Origin of the sequence: Methanocorpusculum petauri (genome assembly GCF_026891975.1) — an archaeon.
GTDB lineage: Archaea > Halobacteriota > Methanomicrobia > Methanomicrobiales > Methanocorpusculaceae > Methanocorpusculum > Methanocorpusculum petauri.
This window is the reverse complement of sequence record NZ_JAPTGB010000004.1, coordinates 97,222-123,046: the sequence shown is the minus strand read 5'-3', so window position 1 is coordinate 123,046 and position 25,825 is coordinate 97,222. Positions and strand designations below refer to the sequence as shown.

Annotated in this window: 27 protein-coding genes; 15 read left to right on the top strand and 12 right to left on the bottom strand. The window is 51.0% G+C overall.

All coding sequences use genetic code 11. The features are described from left to right. Window positions 1–95: 95 nt before the first annotated feature. The gene (gene glyS / locus O0S10_RS02880; protein WP_268924404.1) at window positions 96–1,820 is read right to left on the bottom strand and encodes a glycine--tRNA ligase; all 1,725 of its coding nucleotides are present in this window, start codon (window positions 1,818–1,820) and stop codon (window positions 96–98) included. A 116-nt stretch (window positions 1,821–1,936) separates the two neighbouring features. Between glyS and O0S10_RS02875 the strand changes: the two genes are divergently transcribed. The 4 genes from O0S10_RS02875 (at window position 1,937) to O0S10_RS02860 (ending at window position 6,972) form a co-directional block, all read left to right on the top strand. Continuing rightward, window positions 1,937–3,955, top strand: a complete 2,019-nt coding sequence (locus O0S10_RS02875; protein WP_268924396.1) for a monovalent cation:proton antiporter family protein — start codon at window positions 1,937–1,939, stop codon at window positions 3,953–3,955. 172 nt (window positions 3,956–4,127) lie between these two features. Then, window positions 4,128–4,736: a response regulator receiver protein gene (locus O0S10_RS02870; protein ID WP_268924395.1), complete on the top strand. Its 609-nt coding sequence runs from the start codon at window positions 4,128–4,130 to the stop codon at window positions 4,734–4,736. An 83-nt stretch (window positions 4,737–4,819) separates the two neighbouring features. Next, window positions 4,820–5,482: a metal-dependent hydrolase gene (locus O0S10_RS02865; RefSeq protein ID WP_268924394.1), complete on the top strand. Its 663-nt coding sequence runs from the start codon at window positions 4,820–4,822 to the stop codon at window positions 5,480–5,482. Between the two features lie 125 nt (window positions 5,483–5,607). Beyond that, entirely contained in the window at window positions 5,608–6,972 is a 1,365-nt protein-coding gene (locus tag O0S10_RS02860) for an NCS2 family permease (RefSeq protein ID WP_268924393.1), read from the top strand. A 1,205-nt stretch (window positions 6,973–8,177) separates the two neighbouring features. On the opposite strand, the gene O0S10_RS02855 is transcribed toward O0S10_RS02860, so the two are convergent. Further along, entirely contained in the window at window positions 8,178–8,672 is a 495-nt protein-coding gene (locus O0S10_RS02855) for a hypothetical protein (protein ID WP_268924392.1), read from the bottom strand. Window positions 8,673–8,817: 145 nt separating this feature from the next. On the opposite strand from O0S10_RS02855, the gene O0S10_RS02850 reads away from it, so the two are divergent. Together O0S10_RS02850 and O0S10_RS02845 are read left to right on the top strand one after the other, a co-directional pair. Beyond that, window positions 8,818–9,291, top strand: a complete 474-nt coding sequence (locus O0S10_RS02850) for a hypothetical protein (RefSeq protein ID WP_268924391.1) — start codon at window positions 8,818–8,820, stop codon at window positions 9,289–9,291. Next, complete coding sequence (locus O0S10_RS02845; RefSeq protein ID WP_268924390.1) at window positions 9,266–10,096, top strand: winged helix-turn-helix transcriptional regulator; 831 nt, start codon at window positions 9,266–9,268, stop codon at window positions 10,094–10,096. The genes O0S10_RS02850 and O0S10_RS02845 overlap by 26 nt, the downstream gene beginning before the upstream one ends. A 273-nt stretch (window positions 10,097–10,369) precedes the next feature. On the opposite strand, the gene O0S10_RS02840 is transcribed toward O0S10_RS02845, so the two are convergent. Continuing rightward, window positions 10,370–11,719 (bottom strand): glutamate synthase-related protein, encoded by a 1,350-nt coding sequence (locus O0S10_RS02840; RefSeq protein WP_268924389.1) that lies wholly within the window; start codon window positions 11,717–11,719, stop codon window positions 10,370–10,372. Window positions 11,720–11,739: 20 nt separating this feature from the next. Further along, a complete protein-coding gene (gene rbr / locus O0S10_RS02835) occupies window positions 11,740–12,282 on the bottom strand; it encodes a rubrerythrin (protein ID WP_268924388.1) in 543 nt (180 codons plus the stop codon). A gap of 145 nt (window positions 12,283–12,427) precedes the next feature. Here rbr and O0S10_RS02830 point away from each other — a divergent pair, with 145 nt between their 5' ends. The 4 genes from O0S10_RS02830 to O0S10_RS02815 all read left to right on the top strand — a co-directional run bounded on the left by O0S10_RS02830 (window position 12,428) and on the right by O0S10_RS02815 (window position 14,824). Continuing rightward, window positions 12,428–12,976: a methylated-DNA--[protein]-cysteine S-methyltransferase gene (locus O0S10_RS02830; RefSeq protein WP_268924387.1), complete on the top strand. Its 549-nt coding sequence runs from the start codon at window positions 12,428–12,430 to the stop codon at window positions 12,974–12,976. Window positions 12,977–13,001: 25 nt separating this feature from the next. Further along, entirely contained in the window at window positions 13,002–13,169 is a 168-nt protein-coding gene (locus O0S10_RS02825; RefSeq protein WP_268924386.1) for a hypothetical protein, read from the top strand. Between the two features lie 158 nt (window positions 13,170–13,327). Further along, a complete protein-coding gene (locus O0S10_RS02820) occupies window positions 13,328–14,368 on the top strand; it encodes a radical SAM protein (protein ID WP_268924385.1) in 1,041 nt (346 codons plus the stop codon). A gap of 21 nt (window positions 14,369–14,389) precedes the next feature. Further along, window positions 14,390–14,824, top strand: a complete 435-nt coding sequence (locus tag O0S10_RS02815) for a GyrI-like domain-containing protein (RefSeq protein WP_268924384.1) — start codon at window positions 14,390–14,392, stop codon at window positions 14,822–14,824. A gap of 59 nt (window positions 14,825–14,883) precedes the next feature. On the opposite strand, the gene O0S10_RS10565 is transcribed toward O0S10_RS02815, so the two are convergent. Together O0S10_RS10565 and O0S10_RS10560 are read right to left on the bottom strand one after the other, a co-directional pair. Continuing rightward, on the bottom strand, window positions 14,884–15,495 hold the full coding sequence (locus tag O0S10_RS10565) for an AIR synthase-related protein (RefSeq protein WP_425438304.1): 612 nt from the start codon (window positions 15,493–15,495) through the stop codon (window positions 14,884–14,886). Continuing rightward, window positions 15,495–16,220: an AIR synthase related protein gene (locus O0S10_RS10560; RefSeq protein WP_425438303.1), complete on the bottom strand. Its 726-nt coding sequence runs from the start codon at window positions 16,218–16,220 to the stop codon at window positions 15,495–15,497. Before O0S10_RS10560 ends, O0S10_RS10565 begins: the two co-directional genes overlap by 1 nt. 82 nt (window positions 16,221–16,302) lie before the next feature. Between O0S10_RS10560 and thiD the strand changes: the two genes are divergently transcribed. Further along, window positions 16,303–17,139, top strand: coding sequence for a bifunctional hydroxymethylpyrimidine kinase/phosphomethylpyrimidine kinase (gene thiD, locus O0S10_RS02805; protein ID WP_268924383.1), 837 nt, complete (start codon window positions 16,303–16,305; stop codon window positions 17,137–17,139). A 121-nt stretch (window positions 17,140–17,260) separates the two neighbouring features. Here thiD and O0S10_RS02800 read toward each other — a convergent pair whose 3' ends face one another. From O0S10_RS02800 to O0S10_RS02785, 4 genes are all read right to left on the bottom strand, one after another. After that, window positions 17,261–17,782, bottom strand: a complete 522-nt coding sequence (locus O0S10_RS02800; RefSeq protein WP_268924382.1) for a GNAT family N-acetyltransferase — start codon at window positions 17,780–17,782, stop codon at window positions 17,261–17,263. A 4-nt stretch (window positions 17,783–17,786) separates the two neighbouring features. After that, entirely contained in the window at window positions 17,787–17,933 is a 147-nt protein-coding gene (locus tag O0S10_RS02795) for a hypothetical protein (protein ID WP_268924381.1), read from the bottom strand. Window positions 17,934–18,377: 444 nt separating this feature from the next. Beyond that, window positions 18,378–19,898 (bottom strand): glycosyltransferase family 39 protein, encoded by a 1,521-nt coding sequence (locus tag O0S10_RS02790; RefSeq protein WP_268924380.1) that lies wholly within the window; start codon window positions 19,896–19,898, stop codon window positions 18,378–18,380. A 14-nt stretch (window positions 19,899–19,912) separates the two neighbouring features. Continuing rightward, complete coding sequence (locus O0S10_RS02785) at window positions 19,913–20,668, bottom strand: glycosyltransferase (RefSeq protein WP_268924379.1); 756 nt, start codon at window positions 20,666–20,668, stop codon at window positions 19,913–19,915. A 208-nt stretch (window positions 20,669–20,876) separates the two neighbouring features. Between O0S10_RS02785 and O0S10_RS02780 the strand changes: the two genes are divergently transcribed. From O0S10_RS02780 to purB, 4 genes are all read left to right on the top strand, one after another. After that, window positions 20,877–21,149: a hypothetical protein gene (locus O0S10_RS02780; RefSeq protein WP_268924378.1), complete on the top strand. Its 273-nt coding sequence runs from the start codon at window positions 20,877–20,879 to the stop codon at window positions 21,147–21,149. Window positions 21,150–21,231: 82 nt separating this feature from the next. Next, window positions 21,232–21,555 carry a nucleotidyltransferase family protein gene (locus tag O0S10_RS02775; protein WP_268924377.1) on the top strand — a complete coding sequence of 108 codons (324 nt, stop codon included), beginning with the start codon at window positions 21,232–21,234 and terminating at the stop codon, window positions 21,553–21,555. A 2-nt stretch (window positions 21,556–21,557) separates the two neighbouring features. After that, the gene (locus O0S10_RS02770) at window positions 21,558–21,905 is read left to right on the top strand and encodes a HepT-like ribonuclease domain-containing protein (protein ID WP_268924376.1); all 348 of its coding nucleotides are present in this window, start codon (window positions 21,558–21,560) and stop codon (window positions 21,903–21,905) included. A gap of 77 nt (window positions 21,906–21,982) precedes the next feature. Then, on the top strand, window positions 21,983–23,326 hold the full coding sequence (gene purB, locus O0S10_RS02765; RefSeq protein ID WP_268924375.1) for an adenylosuccinate lyase: 1,344 nt from the start codon (window positions 21,983–21,985) through the stop codon (window positions 23,324–23,326). Window positions 23,327–23,543: 217 nt separating this feature from the next. Here the strand turns inward: purB and O0S10_RS02760 are convergent, their stop codons facing one another. Both O0S10_RS02760 and O0S10_RS02755 read right to left on the bottom strand, forming a co-directional pair. Then, a complete protein-coding gene (locus O0S10_RS02760; RefSeq protein WP_268924374.1) occupies window positions 23,544–25,424 on the bottom strand; it encodes a heavy metal translocating P-type ATPase in 1,881 nt (626 codons plus the stop codon). A 31-nt stretch (window positions 25,425–25,455) separates the two neighbouring features. Next, window positions 25,456–25,674 (bottom strand): cation transporter, encoded by a 219-nt coding sequence (locus O0S10_RS02755; protein ID WP_268924373.1) that lies wholly within the window; start codon window positions 25,672–25,674, stop codon window positions 25,456–25,458. Between the last annotated feature and the right edge of the window lie 151 nt (window positions 25,675–25,825).

Here is a 25,825-nt window from a genome sequence, read left to right as displayed (position 1 = left end):
AACAGAAACAATAGACGATAAGAACACGATTGGTATTTTATCCCCTACTGAACGTTTGCCAGAGATCCTGAGGCGTAAAAAGAGAAAAAGAAAAATTATCCCAGCTGAGCAAACGTCTTCTTGCCCTTGATCAGCTGATACACCACTGCCGGAATCTCCGCAAGCGGCAGCCGCACCTGCTGCATCGAATCACGATCCCGCAGAGTCGCAGTTGCATCCTCCTTGGTATCATAATCGATCGTAATGCACACAGGCGTTCCAATCTCATCCTGACGGCGGTAGCGGCGGCCGATAGCGCCCGCATCATCATACTCCGTCTGGATACCCTCATCCTGCAACTCCGCCACAAGCTTTCGTGCAATCCCGTCCAGGCCGTCGCGGGCCATCAGCGGCAGAACCGCCGCCTGAACCGGTGCAACACAGGACTTAAACCGCATCACCGTACGGGTCTCGCCGTCCGCCTCATCCTCCGCATACGCATGCTCCAGAACCATGTAGCTCATCCGGTCAATACCATAAGACGGCTCAATCACGTGCGGCATCACATCCTCGCCGAACACATCAACCATCTCATCCTTCACCGTGTACATCTCCGGCGGGACCACAATCTCCTCACCATCAACCGTCAGATGCAGACCATCCGCCTGCGGCTCTGCGGTCGTCGTCTTCATCAGCTCACTGATAGCCTTCGCCTTCCCGCGATAAACAGGACCCATCTTCCCGAAGTTCGGCACAACCGCCTTGTGGTGCACCTTCTTCGCCTCCGGGTACTGGACAAACACCGTCATCTTCTCACCCGACACCCGGGAATGGGCTTTCAGATCATAATTCGTCCGATCCGCAATACCCACAATCTCCACCCAGCCGAACCGGTCGGAAAACGCCTCCGCATCCCAGCAGTCGGTTGCATAATGCGCCCGCTCGTCCGGCATGTGCTGACGGAACCGGATTTTATCCGGATTGAACCCGACCGTACAGAGAATATCATGCGTCATCGCAACATAGTAGGCAACATACTCATTCGCAATGATACCCTCATCAACCGCCTCCCGCATTGTCTTGACAACTGCCGGAGCATCCGCCTCCTGCTGGGCAATGCCGCAGAGCGGCATTGCATAGTTCGCATACCGGGCAAAGAACGGATGATCCTTCTCCTCCGGATGAACAAAGATCTCCGCCTCGGCCTGCGTAAACTCCCGCAGACGAATCATACCCTGACGGGGCGAGATCTCATTCCGGTAAGATTTTCCAATCTGCACCGCACCAAACGGCAGATGATCCCGATAGAACCGCAGAAGACGCGGGAAATCCACAAACATTCCCTGTGCCGTCTCCGGACGCAGATACCCTTTCCGCTGTCCTCCGGGACCGATACTCGTCGTAAACATCAGATTAAAATCAAAAACATCAACCGAACCGAGAACCTTCCCGCAGGCCGGACACTCCTTATCCATCAGGACTTCGTGCAACTCCTCTTTGGACATCGTACCTGCATGCGGAATCCCGAACGCCTCCGCGACGTGATCGGCACGGAGGAACTCCTGACAGTGCGGGCACTGGAACATCTTATCGGAAAAACCCCCGACATGACCGCTTGCCACATAGATCGGCTCAATGCCCACCGTCGGGCACTCGATCTCATAGTAGCCTTCCTGCACGACATAAAAATTCCGCCAGACATTCTCAATTCTGCGCTTCATCATTGCGCCAAGAGGCCCGTAGTCAATGAACCCTGCAACAGAACCGTAAATTTCAGACGAGGGCCAGACAAACCCTCGTCTCCGTGCAAGTTCGGTGACTCTTTCGTAGGTATCTTCCATTTCTGCCATGGTATTCAGGTGCTGTATGTATGGATCGGGCAGGCATATAGTTCTCTCGTTCAACCCGGGTGCTATCGACATAGTTTTCATCTGTTCATCCCAACTATTGTACAGGTATGGCCGTCGAAGCTACAATGATGGGACTGTTTCTGCTGCTTGCCGCAACGCTGGTGGTACTGCTTATCAGCAGCAGGATTCACCTGCCGACGATCATCGGTTTTTTTGTGACAGGTATTCTTATCGGTCCGTCATGTCTGCATCTGTTCACCTATGATCAGGTCAGCCTCGTTGCGGAGTTCGGGCTGATTCTTCTGATGTTTACGATCGGTCTGGAGATTTCCCTGAAAAATCTTCTCGCGATGAAACGGCTCGTCCTGATTGCCGGCGGAGTGCAGATACTTCTGACGACATTTGTTGTCTGGCTGATTCTCAATGCGGCCGGTATTGCTTCGGGGACGGCACTTCTGATCGGGTTCATGGTAGCTTCGTCTTCAACGGCGATTGTACTGAACATTTACCAGAACAACGGACAGATCGATACCCGTCACGGAAAGCTGATTCTGGCAATTCTGATCAGTCAGGATATTGCAGTCATTCCCATTATGCTTCTGCTGCCGGTTATCGCCGGAGTCGGCGGTGATGTGGTGTCCTCGCTGATGACACTCGGAACAGATATTGTGGCACTGGTTGTGGTGCTGGGAATTGCTCTTGTGGTGGTTCCCCGCATTCTGGATGTGGTTGCCGGCCGCAGAAACCGGGAACTGTTCATCATTTCGGTGGTGACGATCTGTATCGGGGTTGCCTGGATTCTGTCGCTTGTAGGTGTTTCAACATCTCTTGGGGCATTCCTTGCAGGTGTGGCGATTGCGGGGTCTGAGTACAACCATGAAGTGATTGGCATTATTATGCCGATTCGCGATCTGATGACGAGTGTTTTCTTCATCTCAGTTGGTATGATGCTGTCTCTGGCATTTATGCTGGAGAATATTTTGTTTATTCTCGCGATTGTTGCGGTGCTGTTCCTTGGAAAAACAGTGATTACTACGGCGGCGGGACTGCTCGCAGGAACGTCTGCAGGAACAGCGGTTACCTGCGGTGTGGGTCTTGCGCATATCGGTGAGTTTTCGTTTGTGCTGGGGGCGGCAGGTCTGTCACTCGGGCTGCTGAACAGTACGATTTATCAGGTGTTTCTTGCGGTGGCAATTCTGTCGATGACGATTGCCCCGTTTGCGGTGGATGCTGCGCCGAAGGTGTCGCGGATGGCGATCTGTTCGCCGCTGTTCGGCAGGCACTGTTCTCCCAAGACCGGTGAGGGAGAGATGACGGCGGAGACGGACGCCGGTGAGGAACACGAGTATGTAATTGTGGTCGGTTTCGGTCCGGCAGGAAAGTACGTGGTGCGGGCACTGAAGCGGGTGGAACGCGACTATATTATTCTTGAAATGAATCCGGAGACGGTTGCAGCCGAGCGGGCAAAGGGAGAGAACATTGCCTATGGTGATGCGTCACTTGAGCCAATTCTCCGGTATGCAGGAATTGAGCAGGCAAAGACGCTGGTGATTACGATTCCCGATTCTGCGGCGGTTCGGGGAATTGTGTCAACTACCCGACGGATGAATCCGCGGACGACGATTATTACGCGGACCCGCTATACGGGGGAGAGTCCGACACTGTTTAAGATCGGCGTTGACGAGGTGATCGCAGACGAGCGTGAGGCAGGTCTTGCCCTGACGCGGCGGGTGTTTGCGAACGAGAATGTTCCGGCAAAAGATCTGGATCAGTATGTGCGTGAGGTGCGTGCGGAGATCTTTTCGGAGCGTGAGGAGGCAATGGCACAAAAAGCGGAGGAAAGCCGGATGCGGAGACTTTCGGCAACACTTGAGCCTGCGGCAAAGACAGAGTTTATTCATGTGCCGGTACATCCGGAGTCGGAAGCTGCCGGAAAGATGCTGTCAGAGCTGCATCTGCGAAAGCGGTTCCATGTGTCGATTGTGTCGCTGCGCCGCGAGTCGGGCGAGGTCATCCTCACGCCGGACGGGACAACTGTTCTGATGCCGCATGATATGGTGCTTCTGTCGGGAAGCCGCGAGGATGTTTCCGCAGTGCAGCGTCTGTTTGGGAAAAAACAAAAGTGATCTGTGCGGGTTTTCTCCCGCAGATATTTTTGGGGATAATCATACAGTCGTTGTGGTAATTAACATTTTGCATCTTGTTCGGGAGTTCGGATGAGGGGGAAGCACATCCAGAATAATTATATGCTTTGAAGTACATTTTCATCGAATAACCCGTTTTGGGAGGAATATGAATATGGCCCCAAAGAAGAGACAGAAGGATTTACTGAAGCTGTTTTCTGATATTACGCAGAAAACAAAGATTGTGGAGCCCATGAAACAGCTCCACGGCACGCTTCGTGATCAGGATGCTGTTGAGCGTGAGATCGCCCTGATTATGCGTGAGATTCAGGAGCGCGGTTTTTTTAAGACGAAACTGGAGCCGATTCAGCTGGCGCGGCTGATTACGGCGTTTCATGCAGGCAAGAATGATACAGAGATTGCCCGCGAACTGGGAGATGAGAAGCTGTCAAAGACCGTGGCACGCGCCCGTGTGCGGCTGAAGTTGTTCCGCGAGCTTGATTTTAATATGCCGTTTGATCAGGCGCAGATGAAGACGCTGATGAGTACTGACAAGACGATGCGGGAGATCTCCGAGGAACTCGGCATCAGTCCGACAACGCTTCGCGAGTACCGGCATGTGATCGAGCAGAAGGAGGATACAACGCTGGATCCGTATCTGGAACGCATCCGCGATGTGATGGAGGATCGGGATCTGACGGAAAAGATGGCGTCGGGTCTGCAGGAGGATACACTCGGTGAGGCGATTGATGTCTCCGAGTCGGACAGTATCGAGATCAACTGATCCTCTTCCCATATTTTTCCGGATTTTTTTCTTTTTTCCCCTACCTATGTTTATTTATAGAGGAAAAGGTGAGAATAATACTCATGTATATCAGGTATATCGGACATTCCTGTTTTTCACTGGAGGGGTCAAGGAAGATTCTGATCGATCCCATGCCCGCCGAAGCCGCGGAAGTTGATGCGGATATGGTACTGGTGACGCACGGTCACGGCGATCATCTGGGGATCACGGTTGATCTGAAGAAACCCACTGTGGCGATTCATGAGCTTGCGAGTTATCTGTCGCGGAAAGGTGTTCCGGCAATCGGGATGAATCTCGGCGGAACGTATGTATCTGACGGGGTGAAGATAACAATGGTTCCTGCTCTGCATTCCTCGTCGGTGACGGAGGACGGGGTTGAGCTGTATATGGGAACTGCTGCCGGGTTTGTAGTGGAGATGGACGGGATTGTGGTGTATCATGCGGGCGATACGGCACTGTTTTCGGATATGAAGCTGATTCACGATTTGTATCATCCGGATGTCGCCCTGCTGCCGGTCGGGGATCATTATACGATGGGACCTGCCGAGGCGATGATCGCGGCGGAATGGATCGGAGCGCCTCTGGTGATTCCCATGCATTATAATACGTTCCCGGCAATTGCGCAGGATTTAACTGAGTTTGAGCATGCAATTGAATCAACGACGTCGATGATGGTGGATCTGGTCTCGCCGGGAGACGGAGTCGAGGTGTCGCCGCAGCAGTGATTGGTCTGCGGCAGATCTTTTTTTGCAGCCGGACCGGTATCCGGCATTTCCAAACAGATTTATATTCGCGTCTCTAATTTGAGAGAAGAACCGGTCATGTGTGTGGACCGGCAGGTGTTTGTGGTATGGTGTCCCTAGAGAGTCTGTTTCATCTGAAAGCCGAAAAAACGACGGTGTCCCGTGAGGTCACAGCAGGTCTTACGACCTTTTTTGCGATGGCCTACATTATTATTGTGAATCCTGCAATCCTGAGCGAAGCCGGCATGGAATGGGGAGCCGTGTTTCTGGCAACGATCATCGCAGCGGTTGTAGGAACCCTGATTATCGGACTGTATGCAAATGTGCCGATCGCTCAGGCTCCCGGCATGGGACTGAACACCTTTTTTGTGTACACGATCTGTTTCGTACTGGGATTCACCTGGCAGCAGGCGTTATCGATGGTGTTTCTCTGCGGTATTCTGAATGTGCTGATGACCGTAACCCGTATCCGCAAACAGCTGATCATCTCCATTCCTCCCACCCTTCAGGCCGCCATCGGAGGAGGTATCGGACTGTTTGTGGCGTATATCGGTCTGCTGAATGTAGGAATGATTGAGTTCTCAGCAGGGGTTCCGGCTCTTGCTTCCCTGAACCAGCCGGTCATCTGGGTGTTTCTGATCGGGTTTGTGCTGACGCTGTTTCTGCTGATCAAGCAGGTGAAAGGAGCACTTCTGATCGGAATCGGGATCACCGCAGCTGCAGGCATCCCGCTCGGTGTGACGGGAATATCGGAAACGATCAGCTTTTCAGAAGCACTGACCGCACTGCCGTCAACCTTCGGCGTGATCTTTACGGATGCAGGTCTCGTATCACTGATTGCAGACCCCGCACGACTGCCGCTGGTACTGGTAACAGTTCTGGCGTTTGGCCTGTGTGATATGTTTGACACAATCGGAACACTGGTGGGCACCGGCCGGAAAAGCGGGATCTTTTCGGACGCGGATATGCGGATGATGACGGAAAGTACCGGGATGAAAAGTAAGATGGAACGATCACTGTTCGCAGACGCCGCAGCAACAACGATCGGATCGATCGTAGGGACCTCAAACGTGATCACCTACGTGGAAAGTGCAACCGGGATTGCGGCAGGAGGCCGGACAGGGCTGACGAGTGTGGTGGTCGCAGGTTGTTTCGTACTGAGTGCATTTTTCGCAAGTCTGGTTAGTGCTGTTCCGCTTGCGGCGACATCGCCTGTTCTGGTGATTGTCGGTATTATGATGGCCGCATCGTTTGCGGATGTAGCGTGGCGGGAGTTTGAAGTTGCAGCTCCGTGCTTTTTCACGGCGGTGGGTATGGCGCTGTGCTACAACATTTCGTACGGAATTGCGGCGGGTTTCCTGACGTACTGCCTGATCCGGATCTACAAAGGGGAAATACGGCAGGTGCACCCGCTGATGTGGATTTTTACCGGTCTGTTTCTGCTGAACTTTGTGATGCTGGCGCTGATCTAAGGGAGCCGAGAAGGAAAAGGACGGGCAGTGCGCTGAGTTCCGGGATGAGAGTGGTACAAGCAGTGATACCAAGAACTGCAATGAACCGGTAAAGCGGTTGGGGATTTTCCGGTCTGCCCTACCAGAGGTCAATGACGCAGAGCTGCTCTTCGGCGATGGAACACGAGGGAGAAGGCAGGTCAGGAATTTTCCCGACACAACGAGGAGGAGGGGAGCAAGAATCAGAAGTACGATCCATCCTGCGATAGGAATCATCAGCAGAACCGAAGGTGATCAAGGTAAACGGGAGTGCCGAGTGCATAGGCAACCATCTCATTATTTCACCGAACTATTCTTCGCCACACCGCAGACAAAAAAAATTGGCAGCACCATCACCAGAGAATCAGTATGATTCCGCACCGTACAACCAAAAAAAATCAGATCTCCCGTGCCTGACCTCTCTCCAAACACCAAAAAAAATTATGTGCATTTCAGGCGGGTATCCCGCACAAAAAGTGAAATGTCACGAAGAAATATTTTCATAACCATTACAGAAGATTGGCCCCCACTCATGTATCACAGAAGTGGATGTGACTGCATGCACAGTTCACACAGAATATCTTCCCTCGGAAAACATTATGCTGTTGAACATAGACTGACAGTAACAAACACCATCAGATAAAAAAAATCATTCCACATACCCACCTGAAAGAAAAAATAAATGATGGAAAACATAAGTGATTGCAACCCGTACCGCAGTATTTCCTGAATTCTTCCTGATAATTCATCATCAGTCAGATGGACTCCCTGTCACACATCTGTTCATATGTCATCTCAGTACCGGGGCCACAAACAGACCAACCAAAATTCAATCTCCTTGCACAACATCTCAATCAAGGATGAACTCATTTGGTTTTCGTGTACTCAGACTTCGATTATTCGGTGGATTGATACGGCACAAAGAATGAACGCCCAGGTCGCAAAGGCTGAAACGCACATGAAACAGATAGAATCTGACCAGTAGGGGTGAATTGTATGCAGTAACTGTGTGTGTGTGTGTGCGCATTATGCAAATCGGCACTGTGGTACGTGTTGCAACCACTATGTTATCTCGTGCAAAAAATAATCAATATAGTGAACATAGACTGACATACCATAAAAAACAGAGAAAAATCCCGCACCAAAACACCTGGAAAAATGAGAGAGGATGCCTTTGATCCAAAAAATCAGATCATGGCAAGAAGTTTGTCTGCTCTCTCATCCGAAAGCCACATAGCCTTGGAAAAATGTACACCATCCTCCGACATCAGGATGTATGAACCGATCGTATCCGAGTTGGGATATCGTGCAACCGTGCACAGAAGCTCACTGGGCAGAATCACCCGGATTGCCCGCACGGGAATATGAGCATTCATGACCGTGAGATCCTGCGTGGTACTGTACCTCAGAGTAAGTACCGTACCAAACCGTTTACAGTTGTTCACCGTTTCCGGAGAAATCTTCAGGTCCAGCATCCAGGGATAATACTCCTGTGCAAGCGTCTCCAGCTGCTCAACAAGCGCATCCGTATTGGCAGGAGACACACGCACTCCGTAGGAAATTACGGTCAGACCCTCCGCATCTTCGGAAGCAAGAGTGGCAGTCTGTACAACACAGATCATCCCCACCGCACCCAGCAGTAGAAGACCCACAAGAATAATAGCTGCAGTACGTAGTGACATTATCATGTATCAGGCTCCCTTTGCTCCATACGTTATGCCCCGCCAATTATCAGGGTGTTGAACACAGACTAACACCTGCTGGATATCCTGGTGTTAGTCTGTGATCAACAAATATATTTAGCTCCATGAGAATTCGTATATATCTATGAAACAGCTGCGACCCTTCGTTCTTATCGTAACAGTGCTGGTTTGCTGTTCCCTCATACCTGCGGCGACCGCATGGGAACCGGTCCCTCTGAAAGACAGCAGTTTCTTTCCGGATGCACACATCTCCCCCACGTACTATCCTGTGGCCTGGTCTCTTCCCAAAGAGACCGTAATTCACGGACCTGACACCAAATATTACAAGTATACTCTCGATCCGGGATCTACGGAGCTTGACGTCACACTACAATGGAACTCACCGAAGGAACATAACCCGCTGAAACTGCAGATCACTGCACCCAACGGAGAAACCTTCGGCCCGTGCAACGACGAAAACAAGAATGGAAAAATACACAAACTGCTTTCATCACCCGTACTGCCCCCCGGCGACTGGATAATCTCCGTCACTCAGACAGCCAATGAAACAACATCCTTTACTCTCATCATAAATGGATCGCAACACGCAAACTCATGAGCATATCGGCAGATACCTCCTGATCAGCCTTCTGCTATCCGGAATCCTCATCGGAACTGTTGCAGCAGAACCTCTCTCCCCGCAGATAAGCATCAGCGGCATTCAGATACAGGATATCACAGAAGACACCATACCCGTGGATGACGGAAAAGAAATTGCTGATGTGGAGGGACCCGGGGGCCTGCCGTTCTGGCGGCAGATACTCATCAGCCGTCTGTCGGCATCCTTTGAAGATACACCATTGCATGATCTGATTCTCATTGCCGCCCCGGTCCTCTTTGCCCTGCTTGGATATTTCTGTGTTGCCCGGTTCCGGTCCGCAAAAGAGCAGAGAGAATCCGCCACACCCAAACGGATTTTTGCCTATATACAGGAAAATCCGGGATGTTCCCAGAAACAACTGATTGCCAAATTAAATATGTCCCGCGGTTCGATCACGTATCATCTGCACAAACTCAAAAGTGCCGGAAAAGTGATGCAGATTTCACGGAACGGATCAACGTTGTATTATCCGGCAGGAGCAGCGACCGGGGAACAGTTTGAACAGACACTGTTCCAGCTGATTACCCGGAAAAAATCCGGAAAATTCCTTCAGGTTCTGTACGAACATCCACACGCAAACCGGACAGAACTTGCCGGATATCTGGAGTTATCACCGGAAACCCTCAGATGGTACCTCCGGCGGTATGCAAAAGAAGAAATTGTCTCTGCGGAGATGGTTGGAGCGGAGTATCATTATTCCTTTACGCCCGAAGCGAGGCAGATCTATGAACATCTCCGGCACGCGAAAAAGTCGGAGTCCTGATTTCCCGGAGATGGGAAATTTCCACATCACGACGTCAGATGAAAAAAATCATTCTGGGTCTGACCGACGTATCCAAATGATTCACCAACTTTTTTCGGGAAAGGTGTCAGATTCTCAAACTCCTTAACATAAAACTTCCCCGAAACATACTGTTCCTTTCTTCTCCGGAAAGATACTGCTCGTACATCACCACCACATCCTCTCCATCAGACTGTACAAGTCAGGGAATATATCAGACATTAAGGATATCCCGTTTGTCCAACACAAAAAAAATCAGGTGTGCCGGATATCCGTATGACCGGATATCTCGCTGCTGGTCGTTACCAGATCCTCCACCGAGAGATCATGGATATCCGCATGACCAGTTACACGGCCAAAGGATCGCAGCTCCTCGGTTGTCACCGCAAGATAATTCGCAACACGCCGGGCACCATTCTCAATGGAAAGATTTCTCCGCAGTTTGGGATCCTGCGTTGCAATTCCCGCAGGACAATTCCCGTTGTGGCAGACACGGTACCGGTCGCAGCCGAGCGCCATCAGTGCCGCAGATGCCACAGCAACCGCATCAGCCCCCATCGCAAGTGCCTTAACGATATCACGGCTCGTCCGGAATCCTCCCGTAATCACCAGATCGATTTCAGGAGCATGACTCCGCAGGAACTTTGCCGCACGGGCAAGAGCATACACTGTCGGAACACTTGATGCATCCTTCAAAAACTTCGGCGACGATCCCGTTGCCCCGCCGCGTCCGTCAATCGTCACAAAATCCGGTCCTGCTGCTATGATGAATGCCAGATCCTCTTCGATACGGCCTGCCGCAATCTTCACGCCGATCGGTCTTCCTCCGCTGCGGGTCCGCAGTTCGTCAACCAGATTCTTCAGATCCGCAGGCGTCGTGATGCCGGGAAAGTGGGACGGACTGACAACATCCTCGCCGACCGGTTTTCCCCGGATACGGGCGATCTCCTCCGTAACCTTTGCACCCGGCAGATGACCGCCCATACCCGGTTTCGTTCCCTGGCCGATCTTGATCTCAATTGCATCCGCCCGGGAAAGATTCTGATCGGTTACGCTGTAGAGATTGGGCACATACTCAAAGATGTACCGGTATGCGGCTTCCCGCTCCTCGGGAAGAATGCCGCCTTCCCCGCTGCACATCGCTGTCCTCGCCATTGCCGAACCTTTGGACAGGGCAGTCTTTGCCTCCTTTGACAACGCACCAAAACTCATATGCGATACAAATACCGGTGTTTCCAGAACCATTGGCTGTTTCGCACGCTTTCCGATCACCGTCCGCACGTTTACCGGAGCATCATCGTCCAGCGGCAGACGGGCAAGCTGAGCGCCGAGCAGTAGAATCTCATCAAATGACGGAACCGGCATCAGCGTCTCCATGGGTTCAGTGATGCTCTTTCCGGTCTCTGCCATATAGTGAATCTCATCGATCACACGGGTCCCGGTATATCCTGCCGGTTCGGCGGGAACCGGAGTCGTGATGCAGGTGAAATTCTCTTTTGCCGCAGAACAGACAGGACATGTCCAGGACTCTGCCAGATCGTTGAACGAAGTGTCTGCCGCATCATCATATGTGTAGCCGCAGACACCGCAGATGTACTGTGCCATACAAAATTCTCCAAAAAAGATTAGTAGTTCCGGGCTTCAATCCGGAAGTATGCCTTCGGGTGGTCACAGACCGGGCAGATTTCGGGAGCTGCCTTTCCGATGACTAAGTGGCCGCAGTTGCCGCACTGCCAGATTGCATCACCTTCACGGGAGAAGACGATACCCTCTTTGATGTTGGCCAGAAGTTTAAGGTACCGCTCCTCGTGGTGCTTTTCGATTGCGGCAACCATTTCAAAGAGTTTTGCAATGTCCTCAAAACCTTCTGCATGTGCTTCCTTTGCAAAGCCTGCATACATGTCGGTCCACTCATAGTTCTCGCCTGCGGCAGCGTCGGCAAGATTGGTCAGGGTGTCCGGAACTCCTCCGTCATGCAGGAGTTTGAACCAGATCTTTGCGTGCTCTTTTTCGTTGTTTGCGGTTTCTTCAAAGAGCTCGGCAATCTGCTCATAGCCATCTTTGCGTGCTTTGGACGCGTAGTAGGTGTACTTGTTTCTTGCCTGGGATTCGCCGGCAAATGCGGTCTGGAGATTTGCCTCGGTTTTAGATCCTTTCAGATTTGCCATAATGATACAACCTCGGAATGATTGATACCTGTTATGTTAGTGAGTGCGGGGTAATGAATTTGCCGAGTGTCCGGGGGCAGGGCACTTTCATCCTACGCGGCTACAGATTTAAACCATCTCAGACCAACAATAGAATGAATCCGCGATGAACAACAGATATTATTCAACACATTATTTATCCCCCCTCGGCGGACTGACGCTTGCAAGCGACGGGAAAAATATTGCAGGGTTGTGGATGGAAGGACAAAAATACTTTGGCGACACTATCCCGGCAGAGATGACAGAGATAAATGATCTGCCGGTCTTTGCTGCGGCAGAAAACTGGCTGGACAGGTACTTTGCAGGAGAAAAACCTGCCGTCTCCGATCTCCCGCTGGCTCCCGTCGGGAATACGTTCCGGCAGATCGTCTGGGAAATTCTCTGCGAAATTCCCTACGGGGAGATCACAACCTATAGGGAGATTGCCAAAGAAGTTGCGACACGTATGCACAAAGAAAAGATGTCGAGTCAGGCAGTCGGAGGTGCGGTAGGGCATAATCCGATCTCGATCATCATTCCCTGCCATCGTGTCGTGGGAACAAACGGAAGTCTGACCGGGTATGCAGGCGGTCTTGAAAAAAAGATTTGGCTGCTGGAACATGAGGGTGTTGCTGTGTCCGCTCTGTTTCTGCCGAAGAAAGGTACCGCACTCTGAGAGGAATAAATATGACAGTTGAGACGTGAATGTTCTGTTTGAGGTCACCGAAGGAAAAATGGAAGAGTATCTGAGGATGCCTGCATTGCTGCGGGAGGAACGTGTAAAGGCAGACGGATTCATTTCTGCGGAACGGTTTTCCCGTGTATCCACAAACGGCAGACTGCTCAGTACATCCCGTGGAAAGAGATGAGGAGAGTGTTGCGAAATGGAGAAATCCAGCCGGACACCGGAGGTGCCAGAGGATTCAAACACATTCTTTTGTGTCTGAGCCGTCCCGTACCTTGGGCAGGGCACTTTCACACCGCGCGGTCGGGGGTTTAAGTGTCCTCCTGCCGACAATAATGTGTAATGTCGGAGTTGATGCAGAAGATCGAGCGGGCGACAAGTTCCACGTTCTTTGATCAGACCGGCCGCAACGAAGGTTCGGGGAAATGCTGCAAAATTATGCGGATACTTCTGGAAGGAACCTGTTCCTTTGACTGTGCCTACTGCGGTGTCTGTGCAAAAAAGAACGGTATCAGTTTCACACCCCGGGAACTTGCCCGCGGATTTCTCGCCCTGCATAACGAGGGACGCGTAGGCGGTCTTCTGCTCAGTACCGGGATTCCCCGCGGCGATGTAGATCTCGGCATGGAAAACCTGATCGAGACCGCCCGGCTGATTCGTTCTTCCGGCTATCGCGGCTACCTGCATCTGAAAGTGCTGCCGGGAGCCGCCCGATCCGACATTACCGAACTTGCGAAGTATGCAACACGCCTGAGTATCAATCTGGAAGCTCCGAACTCCTCCTATCTTGCGGAGCTTGCCACGGTGAAAAATTATACGTCTGATCTGCTGACCCGCCATCAATGGCTGGCTGAGATTATGCCGGAGCGTCACTCCACCCAGTTTGTGGTAGGAGCGGCAGGTGAGACGGATGCGGATATCTTCGAGACGGTTGCAACCTCCTATGAAAAGTATCATCCTGCAAGGGTGTACTACTCGGCGTTCTATGCGGTTTCAAACACACCCCTTGAGACGCATGAGAACACGCCGGTCTGGCGGGCGAACCGCTGGTACCAGATGGATGCACTCTTCCGGCTGTACGGCTACAGCCGAAAGGAACTAACCCCTGCGTTTGATGAAGAGGGAATGCTTTTGAACACTGACCCCAAGGTTCTCCTCGCACAGAATCTTCCTCTCATCAATCCCGATACTGCGGACAAGTCCGAGCTGCTCCGGGTTCCCGGGATCGGTGCTGTTAGTGCCGAGGCGATTGTACAGATGCGAAAAACCGGGAGTGTGCGGGATACGTCTGTCCTCCGCAGCTGCGGCGTGGTGATGAAACGGGCGCTGCCGTATTTGTCACTCGGAAGAACTCGTCAGACGAAACTTGCATCCTGGTGCTGATCGAACAGAGAACTATGAATCATGAACTATACTGCTGAAGTAAAATATCTGCCTGCCTGTCTTGTCTATTATAAACAGGGTATTGTTCCCTCACTTGCCGACATTCCTGAATTTGTTCTCCGGGCTGCTGCGGAGTGCCGGGAGAAAAATCCGGATCTCCGTTGTGTTGAGCCGGGTTACTGCTACACGGCGTATCCGGAGGTCTGCTCGGAGAAGAATGTCTTTATTGAGTACGGGGAGGCTGTTGAGGCAGCCGGATACGAAACAGAGACGATCCGGTTCAAGGAACTGGAATCGGTTTCTGCGGTCTGTGTTCTCCATCGGGGGGATTATACAAATCTTGGTGAGGCATACCGGTTTGCTCTCGCCTGGGCTGCGGAGCATGGCTATGAGGTTTCCGCCCCGCCGCGTGAACAGTATATTCACGGTGTGTGGGATCGGGAACAGTCGGAATAGTGGCTGACCGAGGTGCAGATTCCGGTACAAAAACGCTGAAAAATATTTTTGAAAAAAAATTATCTGAGTTTTGCAAGGATACGATCCTTCTTTGCCCGTGCGGCTGCTGCCGCACGGTCTATCCCCTGTTTCATTTCTTCAAAGTCCCGCCCCGGCCGGTCAACCACTTTTTTCAGCGGCGTGTAGGGAGCTTCGCGGAACTTCGGCATAAACTCGCCCTCCATACCGTTCCGGATGAGACGAGAGATGCCGGGACCTTCGCGGACGAATCCGATCTTCTCCATTCGGACGCCCGCTTTTGCGACGACCGCAATGATCTCATCCGCATATTTTGGCGGGGCGACCACCAGAAGGGCGTCAAGGCTCACGCCGAGATAATCGATGCCGAGCTTGTCCAGCAGTGCGAGGACTTTCGGGGCAACAAGTCCGCGAAGCGGTGCGTCATCGACGACGACAGTACACTTTGCGGTCTCTGCCATCTCAAAGACGTCGCCGCGAAGACCGCCGTTTGTTACGTCCGTCATGGCGTGGATGTGCGGGAAGACCGGCGAGTTGATCAGGGCGTCGCAGGCTTTGAGGAAGTGGAGATTGATCGTTTCTTCGACCACATCAGCATTGCCGGAGTAGAGGGCGGCGGTCGCAATTGTTCCGCCACCGGAACCTTCGGTCATCAGAAGAATATCGCCCGGGGCGGTTGCTTTGCGGGCGGTGACGTGGGGGGGGCCCCCCCCCCCCCCCCCCCCCCCCCCCCCACGCCCACACAACCGGTCATCCGGTCGCCGAGCACCATGTCACCGCCGATACGGAGCGTGGAACCGGCGATCAGAGGAACGTGCAGCGCGTCCGAGACGGTAGTAATGCCTGCGGTGTAGTCGAACAGTTTTGCCACGTCGCCGTCATCAGCGATGTGGACATCCGAGATAAGTCCGACCGGCCGGGCACCCATGACGTACACGTCGCGGAGTGTTGCCCGTGTTGCGTGAAATCCTGCGAGAAACGGAAAATCCGAAAGCCGTGAGTGCATGCCGTCCACGGTGGTGATGACATAGGTTCCGTTTGCCCGGACAACGCCGCCGTCATCCATCTGATCGACGCCGACGTCCGCTGATGTTTTGCCGATGACCTCGGCTATTTTCCGGTGTGCGTAAAAATCTCCCGACCCGCGGGAACCAACGCCGAACTCTCCCATGGTAACTCCGGCGTGTTCGTACGTGAACAGGTCACCGGTAAGGCCCTCGGTTGTTTTTACTTCGTCGATGATTGCACGGGCAAGCTCTGCGGCGTAGGTTTCGTCAATATTTTTTATTTCCAGAATGCGTTCCTGAAGCCGCTGCAGAATTTCCTCATCGGGGATCTCGTTATGCAGACTGCGGCGGACATAGCCCTCAACATCCATGCAATTATGTGCGAGATGCCAGACAATAAAGATAGCCGGTTGGCAGGGATGCAAGTCCTCATCAGTCTGTGGTACCTATACTATGGTAATGACGGATGCGGAGAGAGGGACGGCATTTGCGGTGTCCATCGCGGGTTCAGACCCTTCGGCGGGAGCCGGATTACAGATTGATCTGAAGACGATGAATGCCTGCGGTGTGTGGGGTATGACGGTTGTTGCGGCACTTACCGCGCAGAATGCGAATCATGTGCGGGCGATTGCGGAGGTTGATCCTGTATTTGTGCAGAGTCAGATCAAAACACTTCAGGAGGATTTTCCGATAGCCTGCTATAAAACGGGGATGCTCGGGAACGCCCCTACGGTCCGGGCGGTTGCCGGGGCACTGCCGGACGGGGTTGCACTGGTGATCGATCCAGTTCTGATTGCGACCCGTGAGTACCGGCTGACGGATGATTCAGGGGCGAAGGCGCTGGTGGAGGAACTTATCCCGCGGGCGACGGTGGTGACGCCGAATATTCCGGAGGCGGAGACTCTTTCGGGTATTGCGATTACGGATGCGGCGTCAATGGAGGATGCGGCCAGCTGGTTCTTTGACTGCGGTGCTTCGGCGGTGGTTCTCAAGGGAGGGCATGCGGCGTTCCGCAAAGGGGTGGATGTGTTTCTGGATCGAAACGGGGTGCGGCTGTTGTCCGGGAATGTGTATCCTTTTCCTGATGTGCACGGTTCGGGATGCTGTTTTGCATCCGCGATTGCTTCGTATATTGCGCTCGGGTATCCGGTCGCGGAGGCGGTGGAGCGGGGGAAGGAGTTTGTGGACGGGGCTCTCCGGTATGCGGTGGAGTATGCACCCAGACGGTTTACGATGAATCCCGGGTGGCGGGACCACACAACCTACACAAAGATCAGTTCCCGACGGTGAACCGTCGATGGACCTGAACAGGTATCTGGAGCTGTGGATTTTCTCCATGGCTCGTACGGTTTCCCGATATTATCTCAATTCTGCCTGTTTGTGAGATAGGTTTCGGAATGAGAGCAGGGCTCTATCTATGTGCGTCAAGAAGGGGTTTGATATCAAGGTACATGGGGACGGTATCAGTTTCCTTTTTTGATTGCACCGGATGGAATGCAAATTTCTGGTAGAAACCCACCGCATCTCTCTTCGCGTCCACGGTGATGACCCGACAGCCGACATCAGAGGTCAGGTCCGCTACGATACGAAATATCCAAATCATCATTGCGGTTCCAATTCCTTTTCCCAGATACTGTGTATCCGTGGCGAGCCGGGCAATTTTTACCGCAGGGAGTTTTGTATACTCATACTTTTTTCCAACACTGGTTTCTACAGAATTAGGATTGATGGTATCGGTTACCAAGGTAAAAAATCCGACGATATGCCCCTCATGTTCCATCACTTTGGTGATGGAGTACAGATATTCATGATCTTTCAGGGCGTCTTCTTTGAAATAGTCATTGAGATACTGTTCAGAACAACAAAAATGCGTTCTATCTATCCCGGCGTGAAGAGGTTTAACAGTCAGGCGAGACAGATCAATCTGATCCATGAGATTATTCGGTTTTTCGACCCGGGAGAGCCAGAGCTGCTTTCATACATTCATGAGCCGCAGGAGTATATGTGGGATGTTCCATGTACTCAAAGAAGTCAAGAGCATCCTGCCCGTGTAAATCCAGACCGATGTCTATTTTTTTGGCCATTTTTCACCTCGAATCGTTCTCTTCCGATCTATTTTGAAAGAGTATATAGATATTTATCAGTTCTTGTACCCTAAGTAATGATCGGTCATTTCAGGGATGCATATGCGATGTTGCGGTCTCCATGTTTTTCCGCATCATTTCGATCCTTCAATGAGGACTGTTCAGGAAGAGGATACGGATTTTTTGAGAAGATGGTCGGCAATTTTTGAGATATATCCTGGTGTCATGATGGTGTGCAGGGCGCGGGAAACTTTCGGTTTTTGCAATTCATCTGTTGGGATGCATTGGTAATAGGGATTTATGTCAGGGAGAGAGATGGAGAAGGTGTAAAGGCGGCTGAAAATATCAGGACATTCAAGACAACTGCATTCAAGGAAAAGGGATTTTTAATGTAAGATATGTTCAGCTGTATTGTTCCAAAAGATTGAGGAGATGATCTCTTTTTTATGATGAGACTGGTAGTCTTTCTATTGAGGAGACACACCAGACTGGATATATTGATGAGGTTGAAGTATAGCGCCTTTCTTCTACGACGTTGAAATTATCAGTGATCAGATCAGGAAGTTCAGTAGCCCCAAATGTTATGAGACGCATGTCCTTCCCTGAATCTGACACTGCGTACACATCATCAACTCCAACAATGAATCCATTGAACTTTCCGGTATGGGATGAACGAATATCTGCTATTTCCTCATCATCTACAAGCATCCAGTGAGTGATATTTGGCAGATAATATGATAAAACCCCATATGCATGTCCTTCTGTATATAATAGGATACAGTCATCAGAAATATTTTGTGAGAGTTTTTTACTCATTATGGTCAAGGAGTCACCATCAGTTGGGTATTCAGTACTGTAGGTGATTCCATATGTTATAAGAGTTGTAACCATCATGAGGGCACAAAATACAGTAAGAAGTTTTTTTGACTGTATGCTTGAAAGGCAAATTGCAAGAAATAACATACCCAGTCCTGCCATAACCATAAGATATCTGGTTTGGATGATTGGCTGTATGGTTATCGAAAATATGATGAACATCGCATAAACGACTAAAGGCACAATGATACATGCCAGTGCTATTTTTTCAGGGAATCCCTTTGGTGAGGTACGAAGGATTCTATAGAGCATTGCACAACCAAATATTGTCAGAATTGCAAGGAGAACTATACTTGGGAAGATACTTCCCATATAAAACATTGATGCAGGCATTACGATAATGTCCATGAATGAAAGAGGCGCAATCCAAAATCCCTCACTTACCCGTGAAACTTGAGATAAGAGATTCATAACCCATGGAAGGTAGCTAATGATCAAGAGTCCTGAAATTATGAGCCAGGGGATACAATTTTTTCGAGAGGTGAACCAGAGGTAAAACCCAAGAAGAAGATGGATTATAGCAATGGTCATAAGTGCATAATAGTGGGTATACGCCCCTAATAACCCAAAAACAAAGTATAAACCCCAGTCTATAGGTTTATTCGTCTGAAGTATGAGAACTGCATAAATCATTGTTGCAGTGACAAAGAAAATTGCCCATGAGTACATGCGAATTTCAATGGAATAGTGCAGCATGAAGGGCATGGTGAGGCAAAGAAACATGAACCATAAGGCTGTTTTATCCCCAAATGCTCTTTTAATTGGAAATGCCCCAAGTAACATAGTCGCAAGACATCCCAAAACAGAGAAAAATTTCATTGCCAGAATACTACCTCCGAATACAGTGCAAAACAGTTTTAACAGATATATATAGAGTGGGGGGTGCGATTCTGTTGCAAAAATAGTCCATATTTCCCAGGATTCCAGATGGATTTCAGTTATGGTATAAATTTCATCAAGCCAAAGATCGTCACTGAAGGCAAGTGAACCAAATAAGAGGCACAGAGTTACCGGCAAAAGAACATAGTAAATGATTGTATATTTCTGCAAATGCGTTATTTGTTTTAATTCATCAATTAAGTTGTTCATAATTTCCACCAATATTACGCAAAGTTTGGATAGTCATGCATTACACGAATACGCCAAGTCAGCTGGATAATCCCTAACCCCATCGAAAAAATGTCGCTTATCTTTAGACAGGTATTATCCCCTTGCCTCCAGGTAACAGGGAACTCAAAAATACGATATCCACATTGTTGTGCAAGTACCAAAACTTCCGTATCCCAAAGCCAGTCACGGGTATGAATGTAAGGTGCCAGTTCCATTAACCGATCTTTCCGAAATGATTTGAAACCGCACTGATGGTCCTGAATTTGACTTCCCAAAAGTAGACGAACTAAACCATTGAATCCCTTGCTGGTAAGATCACGATCTCTGCAACGCATAACTGAACTACCGGGGAGCGTACGTGACCCAATTACAATATCAGCACCTGTATAGACTTTTTCGATAAAGTCACATAAATGCGCTAAATCTGTGGACAGATCCACATCATAAAAACAAAAAATCTCCCCATGTGATTTACAAAGTGCATCCATCAAAGCACCTCCCTTTCCTCTCCTGACATCGCTGTGATCCAGAATGATTCGGGAATCAACAAGAACAAACTCTTCTGCAACTTTCCGGGTATCATCAGTACTTGCATCCGCTACAATGAGAATTTCAAATGGAATGCCAATACTTTCCAGTACTGTAAGAGATGCCAGAATAGCACTTCTCAGTCCATTTGCATCATTATATACAGGAATAACTACACTGAGAACAGGGTTATTTCTTAATTCCAAAATATTACCCGCCATATTGATACATCACTAAATCAATTTGGGTGTCTAATAAGTGTATTTTGACCCCCAAATAGATCATCTATTAGATACCCACAGAGATATAGATTCCTGTTCTAAATGAGTACATGATCAAATGATGGAAGGGGAAACTCGTAAGAAATATCCGCCTGAAAAACTGAACTTCCGTCTGGGATCAGAATATATTCTGAATTTTTACAAATATATGGATGAACACGGCGGCAAAAAAATTGACTTCGTCCGGGATGCACTGGATTACTGGATGTCGGTCGAAGGAAAACCCAGCGAACTCCAACAACAGCTGGAGATGCTGCGCTCATCCCAGAAACACTCCGACGAACGTCTGAATGATCTCAACAGACTTATCGAAGAAAAAGACGCCCGCATCCGGCTCCTGCAGGAACGCATCGAACAGCAGGATGCCATCATCAAAACACTCCTGAAAGACAGGAACACACAGATAGATGAATCCCCTTAAAGGGTAAGAGGACATAGGCATTTCTGTACTTCCGGCAAAAATCTAATAGTCTCACAAGACAAGAATAGTACCAAGAGAACCAATGCCGGAATACACCAGTATCAAGGACACCGTCCTCCAAAAACTGGAGGAAAATCTGCCTGAGATACGGAAACGTTTCGGTATCGAAAAAATAGGTATTTTTGGATCAGTTTCTCGGAGCGAGGACCGCCCGGATTCGGATATTGATATCTTATACTTGTTTGAGAAAGGACGCGGCGGCATGAATGACATTATCCCCCTCATGCAGTATCTTGAAAATCTGCTGGGACGAAAGGTAGATATGGTCTCCATGAAATATATATCTCCATTTCTTGAACCGTACATTCGTGCGGATGCGATTATCTGCGGATCAGCGGAGACCTGAGCATGAAACTTCCGGATGCAGTTCTCGTCAGTCACATCCTCTATGAATGTGAGAAGATTCTCAAACTCACCACCTCCATCTCTTACGGGGAATTCGAAAACAGTACTACATATCAGGATGCAATAATCAGACCTCTTGAAGTCATCGGAGAAGCTGCCGGAAACTTATCCGGCGAATTCCTGCAAAACCACCCTGACATTCCAATTGCAAATATGAAAGGTATGCGAAACCTTCTTGCGCACCAATACTACCGGGTTGATCTGGAGACAGTCTGGGTTACTGCAACAAACGATATACCACCTGCATATTCCCTTCTGAAGATAATTTCCGAAAGTTCGGAGAAGAAATGACACCGCATCTCCCAGGGTCATAACACTGTTCAAGTAAGACCTTTCATATCTCCCCAGCACCAATACTTTTCTCAGTTATGGCTATTCATCCGATCGATTACCGGTATGGCACTCCGGAGATGCGCAGCATCTGGAGTGAAGAGCATCGTTTTACCTGTCTTGTCCGTGCAGAGATTGCACTTGCCCATGCTGAGGCAGAGATCGGGATGATCCCAGCTGACGATGCAAAAGTCATTGAGCAGAACGCTCTCTCCGCATCCCTCGTGCGGGCAAAAGAGATCGAAGCCGAGATCAACCATGACACCATGGCGATGATCAAAGCAATCTCCGAAGTCTGCGGTGATGCCGGACGCTGGATTCACTACGGTGCAACCTCGAATGATATTCTGGACACCGCAACCGGCCTGCAACTGAAGGATGCATTTGACACGCTGGAAAAGAAACTGGTTGCCCTCGTTACCGTTCTGCTGGATCGTGCGGGTGCGACAAAGAGCCTCGTCTGTGCTTCACGAACCCACGGCCAGCAGGGAGTTCCTACAACCTATGGTCTGCGGTTTGCAATCTGGGCATCGGAAGTCGCCCGCCACATTGACCGTCTGCGGGAGATTCGTCCCCGCGTGGTGGTCGGCCAGATGACAGGAGCTGTCGGTACCATGGCCGCAATGGGCGACCACGGCATCGAAGTACAGGCCGCGATGATGAAGTATCTGGAGATCGGATCGGTCGATGTATCCAGTCAGGTCATCGCCCGTGACCGGTATGCGGAGTACATCTTCATGCTGGCAAACATTGCAACCACACTGGATAAGATTGGTATTGAAATCCGGTCGCTGCAGCGAACCGAGATCGGCGAAGTGGAGGAAGCGTTCGGGAAGAAACAGGTGGGATCATCCACGATGCCGCATAAGAGAAATCCGATCAAGAGTGAACAGGTCGGCGGTCTTTCCCGGATTGTCCGGGCGATGGTGGAACCGGCACTGCTGAACAACACGCTCTGGGACGAGCGGGATCTGACGAACTCTTCCTGCGAAAGAATCACGTTCCCCGAGGCAACAATTCTCTGCGATCACTGTCTGAAGCTGATGACAAATGTTCTGGAAAATCTGGTGATCAAAGAGGAGAATGTCCGCCGGAATCTTCTGATGCTGCACGGCATCAATCTCGCGGAGTCCGTGATGATCGAGCTGACCCGCCGCGGTATGCCGCGGCAGGATGCCCACGAGATTATCCGCGAGAGCAGTATGGAGGCGCTTGCGGCAGGAAAACCGCTGGCGGAAATTCTTTCGGCAAAACAGGATGTGGTGAAGTATGTGTCCGCGGAGGAGCTGGTGAATCTGCTGAATCCGGATGCATACATTGGCCTTGCCGAGGTTCAGGTGGATAATCTGATCCGCAAGCTGGTGACCTACTGCACTCTGTAACTTTTCTTTTTTTCCGGAGGAGCGGATGCTGCGGAAGTACTTCGCGGTGTGATGGGATGAAATGATTTAGTCGGATTTTTTTCTGGAAACTGTTGATGGGTGAGTGGCGAATGGGCCGGATGAAAAAAACCGCCATCAGATTTTTCCAGAAATTTTTTTTCTAAAAAAACCAATGAAATTTTTTCTCGGCATCATAACGTTCCGCATCCAAAAAAAATTATTTTTCAACGAACCGCAGCGTCCGCATGGCGTTGAGAATGGCAATGACGGCAACACCGACATCTGCGAAGACCGCTTCCCACATGGTTGCAAATCCTGCGGCAGCGAGGGCGAGAACGATGAACTTCACACCAAGTGCGAAGATGATGTTCTGCCGGACGATCCAGTAGGTTTTGCGGGAGATTTGTATGGCGGTCGCAACTTTTGCCGGGTCGTCGTCCATGAGGACGACGTCGGCTGCTTCTATTGCGGCGTCGGAGCCAAGAGATCCCATGGCAATTCCGACATCCGCACGGGAGAGGACGGGGGCGTCGTTGATGCCGTCACCGACATAGATGACCGAGCCGGTTCCGGTATTTTCTGCGATGATCGCTTCAAGACCGGCGACTTTATCCTGCGGGAGGAGTCCGGCACGGTAGGAGGTAAGGCCGAGTTCGGCGGCGATCCTGCCTGCGGCGGCATCTGTGTCCCCCGTGAGCATGGTGATGCTGCGGACGCCGTTCCGCCTGAGGGCGGTAACGGCGTCCTTTGCATGCGGTTTGAGGGTGTCGGCAAACCGAATGCTGCCGGCATATCTGCCGGCAGCGGCGATGTGAATCACAGTTCCTACGGGCATTTCGGCGGGGACGGCGATTCCTGCGCCCGCGAGAAGTTTGGTGTTTCCGGCAAGAACAGGTACGCCGTTTACGTTTGCTGCTACGCCCCGGCCTGCTGTTTCCATGATGCCGGTCACCTTCGTCCGGTCAACGGGTTGTCCGAAGGCTTCGAGGATGGAGCGGGCAAGCGGATGGGTGCTGGAGCTTTCGGCGGATGCCGCCCAGGTGAGGAGCTGGTCGGCGGTGAAGCCGTCCGCCGGAAGAATTTCCGTAACCCGGAAGGTTCCTGTGGTGAGGGTACCGGTTTTGTCGAAGACTACTGTTCCGGTTGCGGCCAGGGTTTCGAGGTAGTTTCCTCCTTTGATGAGGATGCCGTTTCGTGATGCTCCGCCAATGCCTCCGTAGAAGCTTAAGGGGATGGAGATGACGAGAGCACACGGGCAGGAGACGACGAGGAAGATGAGGGCACGGCTTATCCAGTCGGTGAAGGGTTCGCCGAGGAGGAGGGGAGGAAGTACGGCAAGGGCTGCGGCGATGCCGACGACGGCCGGGGTGTAGTACCGGGCGAAGGTGGTGATGAAGTTCTCGGTTTTTGCTTTTTTGGCGGCGGCGTTTTCGACGAGGTCAAGGATTCTTGCGACGGTTGATTCTTTGTAGGGTGCGAGAACTCTGACGCGGAGGAGTCCGGAGAGGTTGATGCAGCCGCTGATGATTTTGTCTCCTTCGGTGATGGTACGGGGGAGGGATTCTCCGGTGAGGGAGGCGGTGTCGAGTGCGGAGGTGCCGGAGAGGACGATGCCGTCAAGGGGTACGCGGTCTCCGGGTTTGATGATGATCTCATCGCCTGTGGTGAGTTCTTCGGGATCAACTTCGATGAGTTGTCCGTTCTTCTCGATGGTGGCATGGTCGGGGCGGATGTCCATGAGGGCGGTGATGGATTTCCGGGATTTGCTTACGGCGTAGCTCTGGAAGAGTTCGCCTACCTGATAGAAGAGCATGACGGCGACTGCTTCGGGGAGTTCACCGAGACAGAAGGCACCGATCGTGGCGATGGTCATGAGGAAGTTTTCGTCGAAGATTTTTCCGTGCAGGATGTTTCTTCCGGCACGGAGGAGGACGTCATGTCCGATTATGAGGTAGGGGATGAGGTAGAGTGCGGTCAGCAGGGCAGGGGTCGGGATACGGCCGGTCTGCTGTACGAGGAAGACGCAGAGGAAGAGGACAAAGGCGATGATGATTCGCCACAGGGTCCTGTTCTGTTTTCTGGTGAGTGCGATTGCCAATTGTTTTTCCTCCCTGGGTGTCCGGCCGGGGTTAGTCGAGGATGATGCAGTCCGGTTCGATTTTTTTGCAGGTTTTTCTGACTTCCTGCATGATTTCGTCAAACCGTTCGTCGTCGGCGGTGATGATAAGCTTCTGGGTCATGAAATTGACGGAGGCGTCGGTGACGCCGCTGATTTTTTTGATGCCGGTTTCCATGAGGGCGGCGCAGTGGGCACAGTCGAGGTTTTCGAGCTGGTAGGTTTTTTTCATGGCTGGTTCTCCTTGTGTTGTATCTCTGTTGGGTTTGTGAGGATATAAGAGAAAAAGTGACGCGAAGGAGAGATAGTTTCTCCGGAGATACCGGGGAAAAATGCGATCCAAAATTCGGTTGTGCGATGAAATTTTTTTTGAAAAGAGGGAG